At 36.0% G+C, this 21,955-nt stretch carries 20 protein-coding genes; 16 read left to right on the top strand and 4 right to left on the bottom strand.

Going from position 1 to position 21,955, the window contains the following annotated elements:
• Positions 1-33: 33 nt before the first annotated feature.
• From EW028_RS23140 to EW028_RS23120, 6 genes are read left to right on the top strand one after another with little or no spacing between them, the layout of a single operon-like run.
• Positions 34-873 (top strand): TnsA endonuclease N-terminal domain-containing protein, encoded by an 840-nt coding sequence (locus EW028_RS23140; protein ID WP_131522584.1) that lies wholly within the window; start codon positions 34-36, stop codon positions 871-873.
• Complete coding sequence (locus EW028_RS23135; protein WP_131522583.1) at positions 870-3,026, top strand: Mu transposase C-terminal domain-containing protein; 2,157 nt, start codon at positions 870-872, stop codon at positions 3,024-3,026. The genes EW028_RS23140 and EW028_RS23135 overlap by 4 nt, the downstream gene beginning before the upstream one ends.
• A gap of 1 nt (position 3,027) precedes the next feature.
• On the top strand, positions 3,028-4,695 hold the full coding sequence (locus tag EW028_RS23130) for an ATP-binding protein (RefSeq protein WP_131522582.1): 1,668 nt from the start codon (positions 3,028-3,030) through the stop codon (positions 4,693-4,695).
• Positions 4,696-4,706: 11 nt separating this feature from the next.
• Complete coding sequence (locus EW028_RS23125) at positions 4,707-6,353, top strand: TnsD family transposase (protein ID WP_255501791.1); 1,647 nt, start codon at positions 4,707-4,709, stop codon at positions 6,351-6,353.
• Positions 6,331-6,576 (top strand): hypothetical protein, encoded by a 246-nt coding sequence (locus EW028_RS25950; RefSeq protein WP_255501790.1) that lies wholly within the window; start codon positions 6,331-6,333, stop codon positions 6,574-6,576. Before EW028_RS23125 ends, EW028_RS25950 begins: the two co-directional genes overlap by 23 nt.
• The gene (locus EW028_RS23120) at positions 6,557-8,089 is read left to right on the top strand and encodes a Tn7-like element transposition protein TnsE (RefSeq protein WP_131522581.1); all 1,533 of its coding nucleotides are present in this window, start codon (positions 6,557-6,559) and stop codon (positions 8,087-8,089) included. The genes EW028_RS25950 and EW028_RS23120 overlap by 20 nt, the downstream gene beginning before the upstream one ends.
• 302 nt (positions 8,090-8,391) lie before the next feature.
• Here EW028_RS23120 and EW028_RS23115 read toward each other — a convergent pair whose 3' ends face one another.
• From EW028_RS23115 to EW028_RS23105, 3 genes are all read right to left on the bottom strand, one after another.
• The gene (locus EW028_RS23115; RefSeq protein ID WP_373565036.1) at positions 8,392-8,688 is read right to left on the bottom strand and encodes a TetR-like C-terminal domain-containing protein; all 297 of its coding nucleotides are present in this window, start codon (positions 8,686-8,688) and stop codon (positions 8,392-8,394) included.
• Positions 8,689-8,888: 200 nt separating this feature from the next.
• Positions 8,889-9,947, bottom strand: a complete 1,059-nt coding sequence (locus EW028_RS23110; protein WP_131522579.1) for a HAMP domain-containing sensor histidine kinase — start codon at positions 9,945-9,947, stop codon at positions 8,889-8,891.
• Positions 9,944-10,618 carry a response regulator transcription factor gene (locus tag EW028_RS23105; RefSeq protein WP_131522578.1) on the bottom strand — a complete coding sequence of 225 codons (675 nt, stop codon included), beginning with the start codon at positions 10,616-10,618 and terminating at the stop codon, positions 9,944-9,946. Before EW028_RS23105 ends, EW028_RS23110 begins: the two co-directional genes overlap by 4 nt.
• A gap of 149 nt (positions 10,619-10,767) precedes the next feature.
• Between EW028_RS23105 and EW028_RS23100 the strand changes: the two genes are divergently transcribed.
• The 4 genes from EW028_RS23100 to EW028_RS23085 all read left to right on the top strand — a co-directional run bounded on the left by EW028_RS23100 (position 10,768) and on the right by EW028_RS23085 (position 15,952).
• Entirely contained in the window at positions 10,768-13,143 is a 2,376-nt protein-coding gene (locus EW028_RS23100) for an ABC transporter ATP-binding protein/permease (protein WP_131522577.1), read from the top strand.
• Between the two features lie 115 nt (positions 13,144-13,258).
• Entirely contained in the window at positions 13,259-13,876 is a 618-nt protein-coding gene (locus tag EW028_RS23095) for a hypothetical protein (RefSeq protein ID WP_131522576.1), read from the top strand.
• 204 nt (positions 13,877-14,080) lie between these two features.
• On the top strand, positions 14,081-14,701 hold the full coding sequence (locus tag EW028_RS23090; protein ID WP_131522575.1) for a DUF2269 family protein: 621 nt from the start codon (positions 14,081-14,083) through the stop codon (positions 14,699-14,701).
• 105 nt (positions 14,702-14,806) lie between these two features.
• Positions 14,807-15,952, top strand: coding sequence for a metallophosphoesterase (locus EW028_RS23085; RefSeq protein WP_131522574.1), 1,146 nt, complete (start codon positions 14,807-14,809; stop codon positions 15,950-15,952).
• A 71-nt stretch (positions 15,953-16,023) separates the two neighbouring features.
• Here the strand turns inward: EW028_RS23085 and EW028_RS23080 are convergent, their stop codons facing one another.
• Positions 16,024-16,644, bottom strand: a complete 621-nt coding sequence (locus EW028_RS23080; protein WP_131522573.1) for a TetR/AcrR family transcriptional regulator — start codon at positions 16,642-16,644, stop codon at positions 16,024-16,026.
• Positions 16,645-16,809: 165 nt separating this feature from the next.
• On the opposite strand from EW028_RS23080, the gene EW028_RS23075 reads away from it, so the two are divergent.
• The 6 genes from EW028_RS23075 (at position 16,810) to EW028_RS23045 (ending at position 21,916) form a co-directional block, all read left to right on the top strand.
• Complete coding sequence (locus EW028_RS23075) at positions 16,810-17,997, top strand: YhgE/Pip domain-containing protein (RefSeq protein ID WP_131522572.1); 1,188 nt, start codon at positions 16,810-16,812, stop codon at positions 17,995-17,997.
• 97 nt (positions 17,998-18,094) lie between these two features.
• Positions 18,095-18,742, top strand: coding sequence for an NAD(P)-dependent oxidoreductase (locus EW028_RS23070; protein ID WP_131522601.1), 648 nt, complete (start codon positions 18,095-18,097; stop codon positions 18,740-18,742).
• A gap of 183 nt (positions 18,743-18,925) precedes the next feature.
• Entirely contained in the window at positions 18,926-19,171 is a 246-nt protein-coding gene (locus EW028_RS23065) for a hypothetical protein (RefSeq protein ID WP_131522571.1), read from the top strand.
• Between the two features lie 37 nt (positions 19,172-19,208).
• The gene (locus EW028_RS23060) at positions 19,209-20,516 is read left to right on the top strand and encodes a methyl-accepting chemotaxis protein (protein WP_131522570.1); all 1,308 of its coding nucleotides are present in this window, start codon (positions 19,209-19,211) and stop codon (positions 20,514-20,516) included.
• A gap of 306 nt (positions 20,517-20,822) precedes the next feature.
• On the top strand, positions 20,823-21,368 hold the full coding sequence (locus EW028_RS23050; protein WP_131522569.1) for a hypothetical protein: 546 nt from the start codon (positions 20,823-20,825) through the stop codon (positions 21,366-21,368).
• A gap of 155 nt (positions 21,369-21,523) precedes the next feature.
• Positions 21,524-21,916 (top strand): hypothetical protein, encoded by a 393-nt coding sequence (locus EW028_RS23045; RefSeq protein WP_131522568.1) that lies wholly within the window; start codon positions 21,524-21,526, stop codon positions 21,914-21,916.
• Positions 21,917-21,955: the final 39 nt, after the last annotated feature.

The following is a 21,955-nucleotide window of genomic DNA, read 5'->3' as shown; positions in this document are numbered from 1 at the left end:
CCTTTGGATATGATTATCTAAAGGGGTGTTTTTGTGTCGAAAAGAAAAAGAACATCTAAAATTGATAAGTGGATTAAAGAGGGTCGAGGAACTGGTAGTGGGGCAGATTATCAGCCTTGGCTTAAAATTCAAGATGTTTCCTCATTAGGTCGGTCAACAAGATTAAAAGGTATAAAAACCGGCAGACAACATGAGCTTTTATCGGATTTGGAGCGAAATTACTTTTATTTGACTGAATTTTCTGATGTAATTTTGGATATTCGTGAACAATTTCCTTTATTACCACAAGAAGAGACGATTATCATTGCTGAAGAGCTTGGGATTAAACACCCAGCTGATCCAAAGACAGGCGATCCAATTGTTATGACAACGGACTTTTTATTAACAGTTGATAAAGGGCAAGGTGTATTTGAAGTCGCTCATACTATAAAAATGAAAGATAAGCTGTTAGAAGAACGTGTGTTAGAGAAGTTTGAAATTGAACGAGAATATTGGAAGCGTAGAAGCATTAATTGGGCAACTGTAACAGAGGAAGAAATTCATAAGACAATGGCTAGAAATATTAGTTATATCCATGATTATTTTGATATTCGTAGCTATGATGTATATCAAGAAATGGATGACCAACATATTGAGGATTTATCCATTTCTCTTATGAATCGCCTATTGAATAATTCACGAAATATCCGTGAAATTACTAATGAGTTTGATACAGATACACACTTACCTTTTGGAAGTGGCGTTACACTATTTTATCACTTACTTGCTAAAAAAATTGTAGTCATTGATATGCAAAAGCCGATTGATCTAGAGCAAACAATTGATATTAAGCGTATTGATGAAGGTAATTTAGAGAAGGTGAAATACGGATGATTTATATTAATCAAGTGTTTCAATATGTGACCGATTCGACAAGGATTCGGGTAATTGATATTGAAGAACCACATGTCTATATTGTTAATATTGACACGAGTAGTGCTATGCCGAGGAGGGAGCTATATTCCAACCTAATTACAGATATGAATCAAGGAGAGCTACTTGCGATTAATGATCCATATGCAAAAGTGATTTCAGAAAGTGATTTAACAGAAGTGCAAATTCGTAAGCGCGAAGAAGATTGGGAAACTATACAAAAATACTGTGTCCCCAATATGCAAGATTTACTCTACAAACGAGGAAGAGAAAATAAAATTCGTGAAATCGTTCAGGACAGCAACTTAGGCAAGACAAAAGTTAAAAAGTTACTGACTCGCTATTGGCAGAGGGGGATGACAAAAAACGCTATGTTACCCGACTACTCTAATTCAGGTGGTAAAGGGAGAACAAAAGCCTTAACAAATGCAAAGGTTGGTCGTCCTAGAAAGATAAACATAAATAATGAATATCAAACCGGCATTAACATTACTGACGAGGTAAAGGTCCAAATTGAGCACGTTATCAACAAGTACTACAGGAAAAAGAATAATTACTCTTTACGAGATGTTTATAATTTCATGCTGCGTGACTTTTACTCTGATCGCTATAAGGAAAATGGTGAGCTAAAGTACCGTATTTGGGAGGCCACTCGAATTCCCTCGTACCATCAGTTTTACTACTGGTTTAAAAAGCTTGAAGACCCGAAAAAAGATATCCAGTTTCGTAAAAGCACAAAAGAATATGAGTTGAAGCATCGTCCGATTTTAAGTGATTCCAAATCAGAAACAAATGGTCCCGGTACTAGATTTCAAATTGACGCAACTATCGCAGATATTTATTTAGTCAGTTCACTTGACGTAAATAAAGTAATTGGGCGACCAGTTATTTATGCTGTACTTGATGTGTATTCACGCATTATTACAGGTCTTTATGTTGGGCTAGAAGGGCCGTCATGGATTGGTGCAATGATGGCTTTAGATAATATGGTTGCTGACAAAGTGGAGTTCTGTAATCAATACGGAATTGATATTACACCTGAGCAATGGCCAACATATCATTTGCCTGAAATTATTATCGCCGACCGGGGGGAGTTTGAAGGTTATTCTGTAGAGAATTTAATTAACAATCTTAATATTAAAATTGAGAATACCACAGCTTATCGTGGAGATTTGAAAGGAATTGTTGAAAGGAAATTCCGTACGTTTAATGGGAAGGTAAAGCAAAAAGCTCCCGGAGCAATTCAAAAAGAATATCGAGAACGTGGAGATCAGGATTATCGCTTGAATGCTACGCTGAATTTAAAGGAATTTACATCTCTAATTATTACGATGGCGCTTCATCATAACCAAAAGATCATTGATAAATATCCTGTTGAAAAAGAAATGGTAGCTGATGGGCTAGTGCCAACGCCAATTAATTTATGGAATTGGGGCATTCAAAACCGCAAAGGAAGGTTAAGAACAGTTGATCGAAATATTCTTCGTCTGAACGTGCTTCCACGTGGAAAAGCGACAATTTCAAGAGCTGGAATCAAGTTTAAAAATCTTCTTTATGGTTCTCGTCAAGCGATTGAAGAGCAATGGTATTTGAAGTTGAAAAATAGAAGTTTAGAAATCGTTTATGACCCACGACACATTGAAAAAGTCTATATTCCCCACGATGACGGAATAGATTTTGAGACGTGTATTTTATTAGAACCTAGTCAGCAATATAAAGGTGACTTCCTAGAGGAAATTGTCTTTCAACAACAACTTCGGAATGAACTAGAAGAAATGGAACGAACAAATCAAATTCAGCTTACAGTGAATACTGATGCTGCATTGGAAGAGATTATTAAAAAGGCTGCGAAGAACAAAAAACAATCTTTTAATCAACCAACAAGTAAGAAAGCTAAAATAGCAGCTATTCGTGAAAACAAGGATGTTGAAAAACAGTTAAATCGTGAAGCTGAAAAGTTTGATTTATCACCTAATAAAGTTAGTGAAGCAGCTGATGTAATCGACTTTGTTACAAAAGAGAAGATTGACGAAACACCACCTAAGAAATCAGGCTCACGTCTTATGGAAAAACTAAAGAAGAAGCGAGATGAGGAATTTGGGAAGGACAAATAACATGGTTGTCTTAAAAGGGGAATTTGAGAAAGCTGTCTATAAGGAGCAACTTTTAAATGAATATACCAATAATCCTTTCATCGAAGCCCTTCCACCTATATTCAATGAGGATGATGTGTTAGAGCGATTTATGGTGACTCCGCGAATTAGTGAGCAAGATAAATTAAGTGAAACGAATATTCGTTATCACGTCTTAAAACGTGTAAGGAACTTTATCCAGCCGTTACCGATTCATTTCGAGGTAGAACGCCGATTGTCTACATTGATTCGGAGAGGTTACTTGGCTCGAAATCCATTAGATAGAACATTTCTAGAGCGTGTTCGGGTGTTGCATGAATTGCGTGAAGAAGAGGAAACAGCTCATAGATATATAGATGAACGACTAAATTATATTCGTTCAACTGCCGATAGCTTATCCATTATCGGTATTTCTGGAATTGGTAAAACAACAGCAATTGAACGTCTTTTGCTTATGTATCCACAAGTGATCAAGCATGAAGAATACAAAGGACAACCGTTTAATCGAACTCAAATTGTTTGGCTTAAAATTGACTGCCCGTATGATGGAAGTTTATCTACACTTTGCAAAAGCTTTTTCAAAGCAATTGATGATTTACTAGGCACTCGATATTTAGAAAAGTACGGTTATTTGAACCGTGTGACATCGACAATGTTATTGCACATGACATCGTTAGCAAGTATGTACGGCATCGGTGTTCTAGTAATTGATGAAATCCAGCACTTACTACATTCCAAAAATGAACAGGAAGAAATGTTAAATTTTTTTGTAACACTGTCTAATACAGTTGGCATTCCTACGGTTTTAATCGGCACTTCTAAAGCACAAAAACTATTTAAAGGAAACTTCAGACAGGCAAGACGGGCAGCAAGTGATGGAGCTATTATTTGGGATCGTATGGATGAAAATAGTGAAGAGTGGGAGTTTTTCCTAGAGACACTTTGGGAATTACAGTGTTTAAAAACCCATTCTGAGCTTACAGAGGAGACAAATAAGGCATTTTATTGTGAATGCCAAGGGATTACTGCTGTTGCCGTGAACCTATTTATTCTAGCGCAAGAACGAGTATTATTTGATGAGGACAACCCGGCTGAAATCATTACACCACAAGTGTTAAAAAAGACTGCTAGGGAAGATATGCAAACGATTCAACCAATGATGACAGCTATTCGGACGAACAATTTTGCCGATATGATGAAATATGAAGATATTATGATTAACTTGGATGAAGTCATGCTGAATCACAAGCGAAATACTGAAATGACAGGACGTATTCAAGAAGCATTTAAAGAGCGCCAAAATACAATCGAGTATAAACGTCAAGACATGATTGGGAACTTAAGTGTTGAAGTGGCAGCCCTTGATATTTTTGATAGTTTGAAAGAAAACGATATTAAAAAGCTCGCACAAAATATAGTTGAGAGAAATCCACTTGATACTGAATTTAATCAGCTTAAATCAGATGTGATTCAGCAGGCGATTGCATTAAATCAACAAAAGAAAGATCAAAAAGCAAAGGCGAAGGCAAAAAATGCAGAGATTCTACCATTGCTAAAGCTAAGAAAGCAAGCGTTAGACAAAAAGCAACACCCTTATGAATTATTAAAAGCAAATGGATACATTAAAAATCCTTTGGAGGAATTCTACTAGGAGGGAATCACATGCTGCCATTCTTTACTGATCCATATCCAGATGAATTGATTTATTCGGCGGTCGCACGTTATCACTTTTACAGTGGGAATATTGATTGCAAAGATACGTTAGAAGAAGTATTTCAAAGTCGTTCAGTGATTCCGAGTGTTGAGATTGGCAGCCATTTTAATATTCTCGCTAATCAGATGGGCACGCATTATTCGGCAGAAAGTTTATTAGCCAAGCATACAATTTATCCTTTCTATGCTCCGTTTCTTTCCAAACAACGCAAGGAAGAACTTCTGCAAGATGTCCAAAGAGATGGAAAAGGACTTTATACAAGACTTGGAATGGTTGCAGGAGGTATTTGTAAAAAGGATGGGCTCTATTATTGTCCAGAATGTGCAGCTAATGATATCGGGCAACATGGAGAACCCTATATTCATCGTGAGCATCAACTACAAGGGATTGATTTCTGCGCGCATCATGAATTGAAATTAAAGAAGTATCCTATCGATTTTTCAAAGCAAAGTCGAATTGAGTTTATTCGATTTGATAAAAAGCTAATGAACTTATCGTTCCTTCAAGAAGTTGAACCAAAAGAGTTTGTAACTATTCAAATTGCTTTGGCAAAGATGGCCTATCAACTGCTGCAAGTTCCAATACATCAATTTTCAAGGGAATCTATTAATCTTAAATATCGTGCTCTTCTACGAGTTCGCAATTTAATAACAACTTCTAATCGAATTCGGCAAAATGAGCTATACAAGGCATTTCAATCAAAGTTCCCAAAGGGCTTTTTAGGTAAGTACGAATCAGAAATCGATGTAAATGATGAGTACAATTGGCTGAAAGTCATTACACGTAATTTAAAACGTCATGCACATCCATTCCGTCATCTGCTTATGCTTTATTTCTTAGAGCAAGATGTAGATTCCTTTTTACAAGTTGAAGCTGATACAGGTCCTTTCGGTAGTGGCCCATGGCCTTGTTTAAATAAAGCAGCTAATCATTATAAGGAATTTGTGATTCCAGAAGTAAATGTTACGAGAGATTTTAAATTAAAAGCATCAATTGGTACGTTTGAATGCTCTTGTGGCTTTACTTACTCTAGAAAAGGCCCTGATAGATTATCAGAAGATAAATATCGTATTGGACGTATAAAAGCGTTTGGAGACGTCTGGAAGGCTAAATTACATGAATTGGAAGGCGAAGGGACGTACAGTACAAGAACATTAGCTAAAATGCTTGGTGTAGATTCGAAAACGGTTAAAAAATATCTTTCTTCAGAGATGAAAATTGAAAGATTATCAGAAAAAGCTATTCCTTCGCTGTTGCTAATTTATCGAAAACAATTATTAAACGGAATGCAGCAATACCCAAGTTATTCAAGAACACAAATTCATAAGTGTTTCCCAAAAGAATATATGTACTTGTATCGTCACGATAAAGAATGGCTGTTCGAACAGTTGCCTATAATTCAGGAGAAGAAGAATAACCAAGCAATTGTCGATTGGGACGCACGTGATCGAGAATATTACTCTAAAGTGGAGAAGTTTTACAAGGAGCTAATCGAACTAGATAAACCTGTTCGAATTACAATCTCGATTATTGGGAAACGGCTTGGAATATTATCCAACTTGGAGAAACATCTTGATAAGCTCCCCCCAGACTAAAAAGCTCCTATCTGAAACTACGGAATCTACTCAACAATTCCAAATCAGACGTTGTTGTAAGATTATTGATCGAATATTACAGAGGCAAGAACTAGTTGTATTATGGAAAGTACAGCGTATTGGCGCTGTGAAGTCACATCATTTTCATGAAATAAAACCGTATTTGGAAGAATATTTACGAACAAAACAGGAAGTGAAAAGTTATGAGCAAACAACAGGTTAAAATTGCTTGGCCTTTTGCTAAAGGTGAAAAAGCACAACTACTATGGATTGGTGAACCATTCCGATATGATCATAAAATGATGATTAAAGCTTATTTTCGCTCACAAGGCCGTACAGAAGGTATATTAATGGATTGGGGTACATTACCAAGCTTAGCAATTCAACATTTTTATACTGATGGCATCATAACGGCAAGTAAAGCCCCTGAAGGTGTACAAGAGATAGATATGACTATTTATCCTAATAAAGTTAAATATCATGAACGACCTTGGTCTATTCAAGGAAGCAGTGATCCTGCAACTTCCCGTAGTTTCGTGTTCTCTTTCAATGGGAAGAGTGTTATTTTACCAGTCATTGAAGTATTACGTAGCATATTAGCTCCGAATGGTTTTCTTTTATATCGCTTGTTTGAATCGAATTCATTTCCTCAGTTCTTCACAGAAACATACGAACCTAATAAAATTCATCTTAGATTTTCATCACAATATGAATTGAAATACACAAAGCCAACGTTCATTTATCAATTGGTGTGGTTGCTGACAAACCGTGATCTACGACAAGCTTATGAAAATATAGCATTTACCTGGTTGCAGGAAAGGATCTTGAAGTTCGAATGGAGCTTTACACAACCGATTACAATAACAGCTCGTGTAAAGGAGAAGAATAACACGTGTACAGTATTACAGATTGTTAATGTGAAAAATAAAGATATACCGTACCAACATATTTCGATTTCGCATCCAGAAATACAAGATCAAGAGAAATCTAATGAGGCAAAGAAATACACTTATCGTTCTCTAAATAGACAGGGTGATGAAGAAGGCTTTACATTAGATGAACAATTAGATGGTTCTACAGAAGACTTTGATATCGTGCAAATGAATCAGTTAAAACATGAATATACATTAGTTCCTAGAATTGAACGTATTAAAGGCAGCCCTTCCAAGCAACGAAAGAAGGAAGATGAAAATACAAAGAAATACTACATTAATCATGATTCTATTCGATCTACAGCAGACAGTGGTGGCCAACAACTTGTGCGAGGATTAGAGCATCAAATGCTACATGAAATTCAGGCACAAGGCGAGCTGCAAGATTTCATTAATATGTTGAAAATATTGGAACAACACCCGGAAATACGGGCAATTAGAGCGTTTACCGATGTGCTGCCAGAGAGCTTGGGAGAACGTAAATTTATGAAGCTAAGTGATGGTGTTACGAAAAGACGATATGTGATTGCTGAAGTATATATGGTCAATGGAAAACGATTCAACATTATAGAAGTAGAGCGAGAAAATCGTTCGATGTCGATGATCATTTTATCATCGCCTACTATTCATAACTGGAATTATATTTATAGTTGTTTACTTATGAATCTTGTTAATGACAATGGCACTTGGACGAGTAAACAATTAAAAATTATTGAAAATCAAGGTGTTATTGTGGTAAAGGCAAAGCATAGTTCTAAAGATGTTCGCCATAGGAGTGAAATGTTATTAAACAAGTTAATTTAAAAGAACGCATTTTCGTAATATTAGCGCTTCTTCTATGATCGGGCCAGAATGTGGAGGGGGATGTATATATATTTCATAGTGATAATTTATTATGATTGTGAATTTTTATACTTAAACTAACTGATCAGGATTATTCATAGGGTATTCTCAATATATATATAATCTGGAATCTTTATTTTTCTAAGGATAATCTTGAAATACTATTTTATTTCTATTAGGTAATATCGGTTTGGAAAATTTTATAACAAAGGACAATACCTAACTTACTTAATGACATTGACCTTTATTATAAATTATTTAATCTATAAACCAGCTGTATTTGCAAGACCATTTACTGTCGTAGTGGAAAGAATATTCGCCATTTCAAGAGGTGTTTCCTGGCTGCCACTTTCTAACCATTTCTGTATCACTTCGATATATACAGCTGCAATATAGGATGCTAAGTACTGTCCAGGAACGAATAAATTGTCTTCTTTAATAAATGAATTTGGGCCATTCGTAAATATTGTTTTCCATATAAAGTCCTTCAATCTAGATTGAAAGTTTAAATTTCCATTTGGACTTAACATAGCTTTCATAAATTCACTATTTTTATATATTAAAGCGTTGAAATGGCGATGGGGTTTGGTGCTTGTGTTGGTATATCGACTTCAAGTACTTCCACTGCTTTGCTATTAATTTAGACACAACCAATTAAACTTTAATACTAAACTTAACCAATACCTCTACAAGAACGGTAATTAATCCTATTTCCAATATACTTATGATTTCCTAGAAATGCGCTAAGTTCATTCCAAGATTAATTTAAACTCGGCAATACAACGGTAAATATACTACCCTTATCTAGCTCACTCTGCACGGTTATATCACCACCGCAAAGTTTCACTATACGTTTTACAAGTGGAAGTCCCAGTCCATAGCCTACTTTGGAATGAGAGGTATCACCCTGATAAAATTTATCGAAAATATGAGATGTAGTCTGGTCTTCCATTCCCGGACCGTCATCCTGAATAACGAACTGAATCTCGTCATTTACATTTGTAAGGGTAATATTTATTAAGCCACCTTGATAGGAAAATTTAATTGCATTATCTAAAAGGTTAAGCCAAATTTGCTGCGTTAAATCTTCGTTTCCTCTATAAATAACGTTATCTAATTCTACATTTACTGTAATCTCTTTGGCAGACCATTTAGGCTCCATTAAAACGATTGCCTTTCTTAGTTGTTCATCGAGCCTAAACGGAGTCTTATCCACAATAATTTCAAGATTTTCGTATTTTGATAGCGTGAGCACATTGGTGGAGAGTGCAGCTAAACGCTCTGATTCCGTTATAATGATGTCGAGATAATCCCGACGTTTTTCATCTGAAAGGTTATTTTCCTTGAGAAGCTTTGCAAACCCACGTACAGATACGATAGGTGTCTTAAATTCATGAGAAAAGTTGTTGATAAAATCACTTCTCAACGTTTCAATAGTTGAAAGCTCTTGTGTCATCTTATTAAAGCTATGAGAGAGCTCTTCCATTTCACCGATGCCTTTCAAATCTACCTTAACGCTAAAGTCGCCGTTTGCAACCTTATGTGTAGCATCAATTACCTTACGGATTGGATTTAGCGCTTTTTTACTGAAAAAGGCTGTAAGTGCTGTTCCGAGTAGAATGCAGAGTCCAAAAAGAATAAATAACAGGAATAGAGGGTTATCTTTGTTTCTACTAGGGCTAGGAAGAGAAATTACATCAAAGTACTGTAATAAAGCAACACTACTACCGATCAGTAGGAATGTCACCACCATGACGCCGAATACAAATATGACTAATGTTATAGCAAGGCTTACTCTTTTATTGAAAAATTTTCTCATTCTTTTTTCACCGCCTTATAGCCGAGACCCCTTATTGTAACAATTTCAATCTCCGGCCAACCTCGAAATCTGTCCCTCAATCGGTTGATATGAACATTAAGTGTATGGTCATCGGTTTCAGACTCCATTCCCCAAATCTCATCCATTAGTTGAATGCGGGTAAAAATCATGTTTGGATAAGATAGCAGCTTAAATAATAAGTAAAACTCTTTTTGCGGAACGGTAATAACTTTATCTTCCCGAGATACGGTGAGCGAATCATAATTAAGTACCACTTTTCCGACTGTTAGTTTGTGTTCACTAGCAATCTGGGCCCTACGGAGAAGCGCCTTAATTCGAAGAACCATCTCTTCCTCATCTACCGGTTTCGTCATATAATCATCGGTACCTACAAGAAATCCTTGTCTTTTATCCTTTTGCTCTTGTTTGGCTGTTACCATCAATATCGGCAGATTCTTCCACGAAAACCGGATTTGCCGTGTCAATTCATAGCCGTCCATATTCGGCATCATTAAATCAAGCACTACTAAATCAATTTGATGCTTTTCCATTAAATCAAGTGCGGCCATGCCGTCCTCTGCCCCGTATGTGTCAAAACCGTTCTGTTCTAAGACTGCACACATTAACTTTCTTGTATTTTTATCATCTTCTACCACTAATATTTTAATCATATATAGTAACCTCCAGATACCTTATTATAATTAATAAAATTATACCTTCAAAAAGTAAACTGAAAATCAATTGGGTATTTCTCTCCAGTTGATTTTCAGTTTACTTTGCCTTGCTACATTATGGGGGTACAAAAAATGGAGGAATGTTTATGCTGAAACTCAAGCTGGCAAATATCAAAAAAACGTATAAAAATGGAGAAGTCGTTACTGCCTTAAAAGATATATCAATTGGATTTCGTGAAAACGAACTTGTTTCCATACTAGGTCAGTCAGGCTGCGGTAAGACCACACTTCTTAATATTATTGGCGGACTAGATCAGTATGATAGCGGAGATTTGATAATAAACGGTTTGTCTACAAAAAAATTCAAGAACAGTGACTGGGATGCTTACCGTAACCATTCAATAGGTTTTGTATTTCAAAGCTATAATCTGATTGGACATCAAACAGTTCTGCAAAATGTTGAAATTGCAATGACCTTGTCTGGCGTATCAGCTCCCGAAAGAAAGCAGAGAGCGAAGCAGGCATTAACAGAAGTAGGGCTTGCAGACCATTTGAATAAAAAGCCCAATCAATTGTCCGGCGGTCAGATGCAGCGTGTCGCTATCGCAAGGGCGCTCGTCAACAATCCTGATATTATCCTTGCGGATGAGCCGACCGGAGCGCTTGATAGTCATACTAGTGTTCAGGTCATGGATATTTTAAAGGAAATATCCCGAACACGCCTTGTCATTATGGTTACACATAATGGTGAACTAGCAGAGGAGTATTCAGATAGAATTATCCGTTTATTAGACGGTGAAGTTCAGTCGGACAGCAATCCTATAACCGAAGCCGAAGTAGTAAATGGATCTGCAAAACAACCTGAAAGGCAGAAGTTCAAGAAAACCTCAATGTCGTTATTTACAGCAACATTGCTTTCTTTTAAAAATCTACTAACCAAACGCGGTAGAACGATCATTACAGCATTTGCTGGAAGCATAGGTATTATCGGTGTAGCGCTTGTTTTGGCTCTTTCAAACGGATTATCAAATTATATGAATAGTATGCAGTCCGATGCACTAAGCAGTTTTCCCATCACCATCGGCACAGGAGAGCAAACAATAGATTTGACTGAAGGTCCTCCTGGTGGTCCTGAAGGAAATAATGATACGGCTGGATATACAGAATATCCGAAGGGAAACATTGTGTACTCCTATGACAAGGAGAAAAATAGTAAACAGCATAGCAATATTATCACACAAGATTATCTTAATTATGTTGAGAAAGTTGAAACTGAGTTACCTACTGCAGTTAACAACATATCCTACACGCACGGAGTAAACATCAATCTTTTAGCAAAAGGACAAGATACAACGGTAAAATTTGAAACGATGTCAGTTCCAAGCGGCGGTATGGGGATGATGGAGAATAACAACACATATTGGCAAGAACTTCCTGAAAATAATGACTTCATTTTATCTCAATATGATCTAATTGGTGAAGGAAGCCGGATGCCTAATGGAAAAAACGAGGTTGTTTTAGTTATCGATAAATATAACCGTATTGACAAAGAGTTTTTTGAAAAAATGGGTATTATGAATAATCTCGAAAATTATCAGTTTAGCGATTTTATTGGAAAAACAATCTTAAAAGTTGTACCGAATAACGACTACTACACTAAAAATGGAGACTTATTTACAGTTGCTGCGCCTCAAGACTATGAAAAGCTCTATGATAAAGATACTGGAACAAAACTAACAATAACTGGTATTCTACGCCCGAAAGAAGATGTGTCAAGTAGCTATATGTTACCAGGTATTGCTTATACTACGTCTCTGATTGACACTGTGGTAGAAGAAGAGCAAAAGAGCGAAATTGCAATTGCACAACAAGATACAGATAAGAATGTTTTGCTCGGTACTCCTTTCACGGACGATAAGGCGAAGGAGCATGCATTAGTTATGCTTGGGGCAGTTACCACGCCTACGGGTATTAATATTTATCCCAAAGATTTTGAAAGCAAAGAACAGATAAAAGAATACCTTGATAAATTCAATAATGGCAAAGATGACGATGATCAACTGATTTACTCAGATAGGGCGGAAACAATTTCGTCTATCACCGGAACATTACTTGATACTGTAACTTATGTTTTGACTGGATTTGCCGGTATTTCTTTGTTGGTTTCTACGATTATGATTGGAATCATAACGTATGTTTCAGTAATTGAACGGACCAAAGAAATAGGTATTCTTCGTAGTGTGGGGGCACGTAAAAAGGACATTTCTAGGGTATTTAATGCGGAAACCTTGATTATAGGATTCACGGCAGGAACGCTTGGGGTAGTGATTACTTATCTACTGACAATACCAATTAACTCTATAATATTGAATCTTACATCTATTTCTGGAATTGCAAGTATTAACCCTGTTCATGCGGTATCACTTGTTGCTGGAAGTATGTTACTCACTTTAATTGCAGGGCTGGTTCCGTCAAGAATGGCAGCGAAGAAAGACCCGGTTGTTGCACTTCGCAGTGAATAGTGTAGGAATAGAGATGATACCAGAATTGTCCTAAAAGTGTTTGAAATTAGGAGGATAATGTAATGGAAAGATATAACGAAATAAAAATACGTTCTATATACGGGGGAAAATGGGTATGACTTTGTCGCCATCTTTCCGTAAGTTAGTGCTCACTCTACACATAATTTCTACAATGGTATGGCTTGGCTCCGTTGCGGCTTATATACCTATAGCGGTCTATGTTCTAACAAATCAAGATGCCGAGATGGTACAATCAACTATCCAAATAATGTCTTTGGTTATTAATTTCATCGTTGTCCCCATGGCTTTTGCATCGCTGCTCACCGGAGTTGTTTTATCGCTCGGCACCCGGTGGGGCTTGTTCCGTCATTATTGGGTCTTATTTAAGCTTATATTAACCGTCATAGCTGTTTTAATATTGGTAGCATACACACAAGAACTAAACGAAATGGCATCCATAGCATCAACTATCGAAATTAGTATTTTGCAAGATCGAGAGCACATTGCACACACAATTGGAGGATTGTTGGTATTGATAGTTGCAACGGTCCTGTCGGTGTACAAACCAAAAGGTATGACTAGGTATGGGTGGCGTAAGCAGATGGACATAAAGGGCAAATCCGACTTCACTCCTTATTCAATACCACGATGGACAAAAATGACTGGAGTCGGTGCCATTGTATTGTTCCTAGTATTTGTCGTTTTAATTTTTCTAAGAATGTTGATGGATTAGGTAAAGCAGGACCAAGCTTTAAAAACCATGCAAGAGGATCTGTTCATGTTTGACTTAAGGATGAATACCTATATATAGGTTTGGAATTAATAAAAATGCTTCTGGTGCACGGAGTAACAAGATCAACCGCTTGAAACAGGAGGATATTGTAATGGCAAAATATATCAAAATAAAAATACGTTCTATATACGGGGGAAAATGGGTATGACCTTATCACCATCTTTCCGTAAACTAGTGCTCACTCTACACATAATTTTTACAATGGTATGGCTTGGCTCCGCTGCGGCTTATATACCTATAGCGGTCTATGTTCTAACAAATCAAGATGTCGAGATGATACGAACCGCTATCAAGATAATGTCGTTGGTTGTTAATTTTATCGTTGTCCCTGTGGCTTTTGCGTCGCTGCTCACCGGAGTTGCTTTATCGCTTGGCACGAGGTGGGGCTTGTTCCGCCATTATTGGATTTTACTTAAGCTTTTACTTACTGTTTTTGCAGTATCTATGTTGGTTGCTTACTCAATAGAATTGAGCCACGCGGCATCTATTGCGGCTCAAACTACATTATCGAGCACCGACATTGAAGTTTTGAAGGCTCCAATTCACATCACCCATCCAAGCGGAAGTGTGTTTATCGTTCTCGTGGCAACGGTCTTGTCGGTATACAAACCAAAAGGCATGACTAAGTTTGGATGGCGTAAGCAGATGGAGATAAAAGGAAAATCTGACTTCACACCTTATTTAACACCACGATGGATAAAAAGGGTGGGAGTCGCTGCTATCAGTGTGCTTTTGATATTCGTGGTGATAATGATAGTTATATAGAAATTCAGGTAGAATTGAACAGTAGCCAACTTAGCGAGGTTCGTATGGATAGATTAATAAAAAATGAAAGGAAAAGCTTAGAAGGGATGAGAAAGAGGGGAAACAATGAGTAAGATTGGCATGATTTTAGGAGTAATATTTATTCTAACCTTTTATGGGGGATCGAGTTTTTATATAGGTAGAAAAATATTTCAATGGATGAAATTACTTTTTCCACAGATAAATGGAACAATCTACGGAGTAATTTATGTTTTCTTCGCCTTGTCGCTGATAATGGTATTTTTACCATTGCCGGCTATTATAAAAGGAGTAATGAGCTGGATAGGATCGTATTGGATGGGTATTTTAATCTATCTGGTTATATTCTTTCTCTTAGCAGACTTACTTATCTTGACTGGAAGCATATTGAAGATTATTCCGACTCCTATCCCTCAAAGTATTCCCTTTTTTGCTAGCTTAGCTGTCATTTTGTTAACGGTCAGTTTTGTTAGTTATGGAATATATAACGCAAATCAGATTAAACACGTTTCTTACGATATTCAAACGAAAGAAACTACTTTGTCGGATGGAATGAAAATAATCCTCATAAGTGATTTGCATTTAGGAGCCGTAAATTCTGAAAAACGTCTTGAAAGTATAGTACAAAAAATAAATAAACTTGAACCTGATCTTGTTTGTATAGCTGGAGATATTTTCAATGACGATTATAATGCTTTGCAAGATCCTGAAAGAGCTATTAATTTACTAAAAAGTATTACGGCAACGTATGGAGTATATGGAAGTCTCGGAAACCATGACGGTGGAAAAACGTTTGGCGACATGATTAATTTCCTAGAACGAAGCGATATAAGGCTTCTTAATGATGAGTACGTCATTATTGATGAACGCCTTGTTCTGTTCGGACGTGTTGATCCTTCACCGATTGGTGGATTTGGTGAATTGAAAAGAAAAGATGTGTCAGAAATGATCGCTTCTCTTGATGCTAGTATGCCAATTGTCGTGATGGATCATACACCTTCTAACCTCGTACAATATGGAAATGAAGTTGATTTAGTGCTTGCAGGTCATACACATAGGGGACAAATATTCCCAGGGAACTTAATCACAAATGCGGTGTTTGAAGTAGACTATGGATACTATCAAAAAGATGCCGACAGTCCAAATGTTATCGTTACTTCGGGCGTTGGAACGTGGGGGATGCCAATGCGAGTCGGATCGAATAATGAAATTGTAAGCATAATTTTACATTAGATTTTAAACGTTGCAAAATTCACCTTTAAGGACAATTCCTATTTTTAATGGTATTGTCCTAAAGGCATTCATTATTTAGATTTTAAACCTGCTGCATAAACAAGTCCATTGACTGTCATGGTCGAAAGAATATGGGCCATTTCATAAGGTGATTCTTTCATGCCGTTTTCTAACCACTTTTGAATCACCCCGATATGTGCAGATGCAATATAAGAGGCTAAATACTGTCCAGGAACAAGTAACTTTTCTTCCTGAATAAATGAATTCGGACCATCCGTAAATATTGTTTTCCACAAAAAATCCTTCAGTCTTGATTGGAAAGTTAAATGTCCTTTCGGCCCTAACATAGCTTTCATAAATTTACTATTCTTATTGATGTATTCAAGCGTTGAGATGGCAATAGGATTTGGTGCTTGCGTAGGTAAATTGGATTCAAGTACCTCAATAAGCCTTGGAAAGTTTTGTTTAGCAATTCGGGTCATTTCATGCATAATTTCTTCCTCACACTTTGTCATTAAATCAAATTTATCCTGATAATGTGCATAAAATGTACCTCTATTTATTTTAGCTCTTGTTGTTATATCTTTAACTGTAATCGCTTCAAATCCCTTTTCTTCAATTAAATCTACTAAAGCATCTTGAATGGATTCTTTTGTTCGAATGACACGTAGATCTGTACTATTTTCGTGCATACCATTTCCTCCTAGAATTTTATCCGACACATTTACAAGAAGTGTCCCATAACCGACATATCTTTCATTTTTGATTATTGAAAGAGAAATAATATCCCAATTATAATGTGAATACAATACAAAAACAACACGTTGTTTGTTTGGGTATAAAAAAGGAGGATTAAAATGTTTAAAAATAAATTAGTATTAGCTTTGCCGCTCATTGCATTGGCAATTATTTTTCTGTTTTCAATGACATTATTTCCATCGGTCCAGCCACAACCGAAGAATCTACCTATTGCCATCGTTAATGAGGATGAGGGAGTGGAAATTCCTAATCAACCAACGATGAATATGGGGCAAACAATTGTTGACATGATACAAGAATCTACGGCATCAACTAAGGATGAAGATTCTGTCGTAAAGTGGATAGAAGTAAAGAGTAATGAGGAAGTACAAAAAGGGTTAGACGATCAAAAGTATTATGCGGCTTTAGTCATTCCAAAAGATTTTAGTGTGAAGCAAGCATCATTACAGACACCAGTACCATCGACACCTGAAGTACTAATATTTATTAATCAAGGAATGAATATGCCAGCTGCTACCATAGCGGGGCAAGTCTTAAATGGAGTAGTGGACAACATGAACAACTCTGTCCGCCAACAAGTGCTTGCTGGATTTGAAAAACAAGGAGCAACTTTGACAACTAAACAGGCAGAAATCCTTGCAGTTCCAATCTCAAAGAAAGTCACAAATGTAAATGAAGTTGGAACCCATACTGCAAACGGAAACGCTCCTATGACTTTGTTCCAGCCATTGTGGATGGGAAGTTTGGTTACTGCAGCTATTCTCTTTTTTGCCGTTAATAAAATGACACTCGCTACTAGAAAAGAAAGACTTTGGACAAAAATAGGGCAAATTTTAATGGCTACTTTTGTATCATTAGTCATCGGATTTGGCTTTACCTGGATAGCAGGGGGGATAGTCGGGCTCAATATTCCAGATTTCATGGATACAGCATTATTCTTGGCTGTTTCATCATTTAGTTTTATCTTAATGATTTTAGCAGTATTTTCATTGATCGGGTTTAGAGGAATGCCTCTCTTTGTCTTAATATTATTCTTCGGAGCCCCTTTACTTGCATTAGCACCTGAAATGATGTCTTCATTCTACCAAGATTGGGTATATCCTTGGCTGCCAATGCGATTTATGATTGAAGGTTTACGAAAACTTTTCTTCTTTAGTACAGAAATATCATGGGATATTGTTTCAACACAAGTTTGGATTGGGTTAACAAGCATGATTGTCATATTGGCTACTGTTTTCAAAAAGAAAAAAGAAACTGAAACTGAATCAGTAACTGATTCTCAATAGTAAAGAAATAGAAAGATGCTAAATCTGTAACTCCATACGATAGTCTATCGTATGGAGTTTACAGATATACTTTTGCTATTAAAGGAGTGGAAACGTGATGAAAGTATTAGTAATAGGTGCAACTGGCAGAACTGGTCAAGAATTAGTGAAACAAAGTTTAGAAAAAGGTTACGAGGTAAGCGTTTATGTCAGACGTCCTGAGGCTATACCGACACAAAAGAATTTAACAGTTTTCAAGGGTAATTTAGATGATATTGAATCGTTGACTGCAGCACTGAAAGGCGTTGATTCCGTGTTGATGGCACTTGGCAACTCTATATCAAATCGCAATGATAAATTATTTGAATGGGTGATACCAAATTTAATTAGAGCAATGAAGGCTGCAAATGTAAAACGAATCGTAAGTTTATCTGCTTTAGGTGTTGGAAATACATTTGATAATACACGCTATCCTTATCGGTTCGGTACACGCAGCTTCTTAAAAGGGAATTTTGAAGATCATTTGGCAGGCGAAATCAAATTTAAAGATTCCGGATTAGATTGGACAACGGTTCACCCCGGTCCATTGTTTAACGGGGGGAAAATGGAAAATCCACTTGTTCGTGACGCAGCAACTGGTTATAAAATGCCTAGAGCACCTCGAACAAATCGCGCAGATGTGGCACAAGTAATGCTTAAAGCATTACTAGATCCATCTACTTATGGAAAAGAACTTGTCATGGCGTCAACACCGAATAAGAATTAGTAGAATAAAGGAAATTGAACAGATAGAATGTTTCATCAAAGAAAGTAATTTTACAGTAGTTGTCACTTATGCAGGAATTTCAAACGCATCGGGCATTAAAAGTTAGAGTAATGAGTTATGTTTTGTTAATGAAACAAGTAAACCTAATTATAATCCTAGTTGTTTGAAAGGAGTAATTTATTAATGGAAAACGTTGAAATTGAATTAAAAAATGCTTTAATAATTATCCAAGAATCTGTATTAGATCAACAAAGAAAACAGGAGTTTGTGGATTCAATCATATGCTTACAAGAAGAATTAGTAAAAGCTGAGCCTCAAATTTTTTTGATAAAAGTGTTATTGTCCTTTTTAAGCGAAGTTTCAGAGATAAAGAAAGAATTGAATTTTATTAAAATGTCCCTAGATTTAACTTTAGACTTAGGATATTGATTTTCAGTATATATATTTAAAGATTGGAGATTTCAGTATGGAGTCAAGGAAAGCGACATCCAGAAACTTCAAAGGGTTACTGCATGGGCCGAGAAGTCTAAGGATAAAGATGATATTTGTTGTTGTATTTAGTCTATTACTTGGTTTACCTATTACTGCATTTATTAATTTTAATCTAGGAGAATTTTTTGACGGTAGATTTGCCGTAATTATAAATGCAACTGTAACTTTACTGATTTCCACAGTAATAATATCTTTAGTAACAAGGTTTATCATTATTAATCGTCTTGAAAAAGTATTAGATGCAACTAAAACAGCAGCAAATGGAGATTTAACTGCCGTTATTGAAGTTGGATCAAAAGATGAAATTGGACAATTAGCCTCTTCTTTTAATGTAATGATTAATAGTCTTAGTGAGGTTGTAAAGAAGACAAATAACACAGCAACAGAAGTTTCTACGTACGCTGAAGGGCTTAAAGTAAGTGTTGAACACAGCAGTTCTTCAGTTGAACAAATATCAAATGCTGTGCGAGAAATCGTGTCAGGATCAGAAGTACAATCAACTAAAGCGTTAGAATTGCTAAGTTTATCCAAAATAATGGAATCCGAAATGGAAAATGTTGACGTTTCAGTTCGAGCTGTTTCAAAAGTAGCAAATGAAACAAGTGCTAAAGCAGATACAGGATTACAACTTATTGATGAAATGATACGGAAAATGAATCTAATTCAAGAATCAGTTAAAGATTCTTGTGATATTGTAAACTCACTTGGTGATAAATCAAACGAAATTAGCCAAATTGTCTCGCTTATAACAAGTATTGCTGAACAAACAAATTTACTTGCATTAAATGCATCCATTGAAGCTGCTAGAGCAGGAGAAAATGGGAAAGATTTTGCTGTAGTTGCAGATGAAGTCAGAAAACTTGCAGAGGAATCTGCTAAGGCTGGTGGGGATATAAGAAAGTTAGTTGATGAAATTTTAACTCAAACATCCAATTCCGTTAAATCTATTAACAAAGGAACAGATATAGTTGAAGACGGAAGAAAAACAGTTAATGAAACAGGTGCAGCCTTTAAGGATATTGTTAATTACGTGCATAATATTACCCTACAATCCGAAGATGTGAATAAAGCAATGATAATTGTTAGTGAGAAGACAGATCAGACTACAGGTATTATAGAAGAAATAGCTGCTATAGCTGAACAAGCATCATCTAGTATACAGAATGTAGCTGCTTCAATAGAAGAACAGTCTTCTTCCAATGATGAAATTGCAACCTCCGCAATAGTGCTGAGTAAAACAGCCAATAAACTAAAGACTGAGATAAGTAGATTTAATATTTAATATACTATTATCCGAGTCTAAAAAGGCGGAAATGAGCGATTTGAAATTCAACAGTAGGGTGTGATTGTTGAATGTCACATCTATAAAATGATCAAACTTTTTTATAAATATTGTATAATTTTTCACATAGAATGAATCCATTTTGATCAATCTTTTTTCAAAACGTGTTCTTTTAATTTAACGTAAAATATGGGTTTGCGAGGTGTTTTTGATCAAACTTTATTTTAAAGCTACAATAGTTGCCAACAACCAAATCATATTCCAATATAATACAAATGAAAGAATGTCAATATAGGGGGAAACTCTATGGAATTTTTAATAATGAACGCCCTACCAGCGCCATCTACTGGAAATTTTGATGAGAATCATTTGATTATACCTAATGAAAATGGTTTAGATAGTTTTGTAAACACCGCAAATGAACTAGGGGCAAAAGGAATAGAAAAAGTATTTACCTGGGGCATAAATGCTATTACGATTATCTTTTTGTGTGCCGTAATAATGATGATACTCGCAATATTATTCCGAAACGGTCAATGGCAAAAATTTGCTCAAACAACTATGCTATGGACATTTTTAAGTATGCTGCTACTACGTGCTATACCAATAGTTATATTGTCTTTTAGAAGTGAAATGGATGTTGATGAAGCATTTAGTACAGCTCTTATAGCAATTTCTCAAATAACTTTATTCATTGCATTAACAGCACTTATGTTGAGTCTACTTTTCCGATTTGCTTATAAATTGATTAAACATCCTGAGTATCATAGATGGTCAAAAAACACATTAAATGTCTCAGTCATGATGGCAATCTTTGCAATAGTAGGGCCTTATATTTTTGCCATAATGTAATTTGTGATTTTTAACCATATTGCAATGCTAAAAGGGAAAATGCTATAATTTAAGAATCAATATAAATATGTATAAAGGGAACACCCCTCTATTTTTACATGGCTTCTATGCCATGTTTATATAGAGGGGTGTTTTTTTGTATAGGAGGGAGATTTATGGAGCAAATTCTTCTCATTTCTGCTACGGAAAAAGAAACTGATAGCTGGAGTAATTTAATCGAATTAGCGGGAAATTTTGATATTCATGTTTTTAATATTAAACATTCTAATATAGAAAATTTGACATCTGATGTGGCGGGGATCGCATGGATCGTTGGAAGTGATATGCAAGAAGATGTGCTAGAAAATGTAATATTCAATTGCAAAGAAAAATCGATTCCAGTCGTATGTACAGATTGTCATAGTATAAGAGGTTATACTGTATCTCATTTAATTTCAATGGGCGTAAAAGCTGTTGTAAATCTACACTTTTCAGTTATTAGAATAAAGGAAGTTATGAATATAGTTCAAGAAGGAGCATTCCTGTTAGAAGGATTTTCAGGGGCTTGAAATCAGAAAAGCCCTCTTGTATGATGCATGAGTGTCAAC

The sequence above is a fragment of the Lysinibacillus sp. OL1 genome (assembly GCF_004332175.1).
GTDB classification, from domain to species: Bacteria; Bacillota; Bacilli; order Bacillales_A; family Planococcaceae; genus Lysinibacillus; species Lysinibacillus capsici.
The sequence above is the reverse complement of the archived record's forward strand: the minus strand, read 5'-3'. Positions and strand labels throughout refer to the sequence as shown.

Bases quoted from the DNA above. Each gene is read 5' to 3' on its own strand.
- EW028_RS23135 (WP_131522583.1), top strand. From the start codon at position 870: ATGATTTATATTAATCAAGTGTTTCAATATGTGACCGATTCGACAAGG.
- EW028_RS23130 (WP_131522582.1), top strand. From the start codon at position 3,028: ATGGTTGTCTTAAAAGGGGAATTTGAGAAAGCTGTCTATAAGGAGCAA.
- EW028_RS23125 (WP_255501791.1), top strand. From the start codon at position 4,707: ATGCTGCCATTCTTTACTGATCCATATCCAGATGAATTGATTTATTCG.
- EW028_RS23120 (WP_131522581.1), top strand. From the start codon at position 6,557: ATGAGCAAACAACAGGTTAAAATTGCTTGGCCTTTTGCTAAAGGTGAA.
- EW028_RS23110 (WP_131522579.1), bottom strand. From the start codon at position 9,947: ATGAGAAAATTTTTCAATAAAAGAGTAAGCCTTGCTATAACATTAGTC.
- EW028_RS23105 (WP_131522578.1), bottom strand. From the start codon at position 10,618: ATGATTAAAATATTAGTGGTAGAAGATGATAAAAATACAAGAAAGTTA.
- EW028_RS23100 (WP_131522577.1), top strand. From the start codon at position 10,768: ATGCTGAAACTCAAGCTGGCAAATATCAAAAAAACGTATAAAAATGGA.
- EW028_RS23095 (WP_131522576.1), top strand. From the start codon at position 13,259: ATGACTTTGTCGCCATCTTTCCGTAAGTTAGTGCTCACTCTACACATA.
- EW028_RS23090 (WP_131522575.1), top strand. From the start codon at position 14,081: ATGACCTTATCACCATCTTTCCGTAAACTAGTGCTCACTCTACACATA.
- EW028_RS23085 (WP_131522574.1), top strand. From the start codon at position 14,807: ATGAGTAAGATTGGCATGATTTTAGGAGTAATATTTATTCTAACCTTT.
- EW028_RS23080 (WP_131522573.1), bottom strand. From the start codon at position 16,644: ATGCACGAAAATAGTACAGATCTACGTGTCATTCGAACAAAAGAATCC.
- EW028_RS23075 (WP_131522572.1), top strand. From the start codon at position 16,810: ATGTTTAAAAATAAATTAGTATTAGCTTTGCCGCTCATTGCATTGGCA.
- EW028_RS23070 (WP_131522601.1), top strand. From the start codon at position 18,095: ATGAAAGTATTAGTAATAGGTGCAACTGGCAGAACTGGTCAAGAATTA.
- EW028_RS23065 (WP_131522571.1), top strand. From the start codon at position 18,926: ATGGAAAACGTTGAAATTGAATTAAAAAATGCTTTAATAATTATCCAA.
- EW028_RS23060 (WP_131522570.1), top strand. From the start codon at position 19,209: ATGGAGTCAAGGAAAGCGACATCCAGAAACTTCAAAGGGTTACTGCAT.
- EW028_RS23050 (WP_131522569.1), top strand. From the start codon at position 20,823: ATGGAATTTTTAATAATGAACGCCCTACCAGCGCCATCTACTGGAAAT.
- EW028_RS23045 (WP_131522568.1), top strand. From the start codon at position 21,524: ATGGAGCAAATTCTTCTCATTTCTGCTACGGAAAAAGAAACTGATAGC.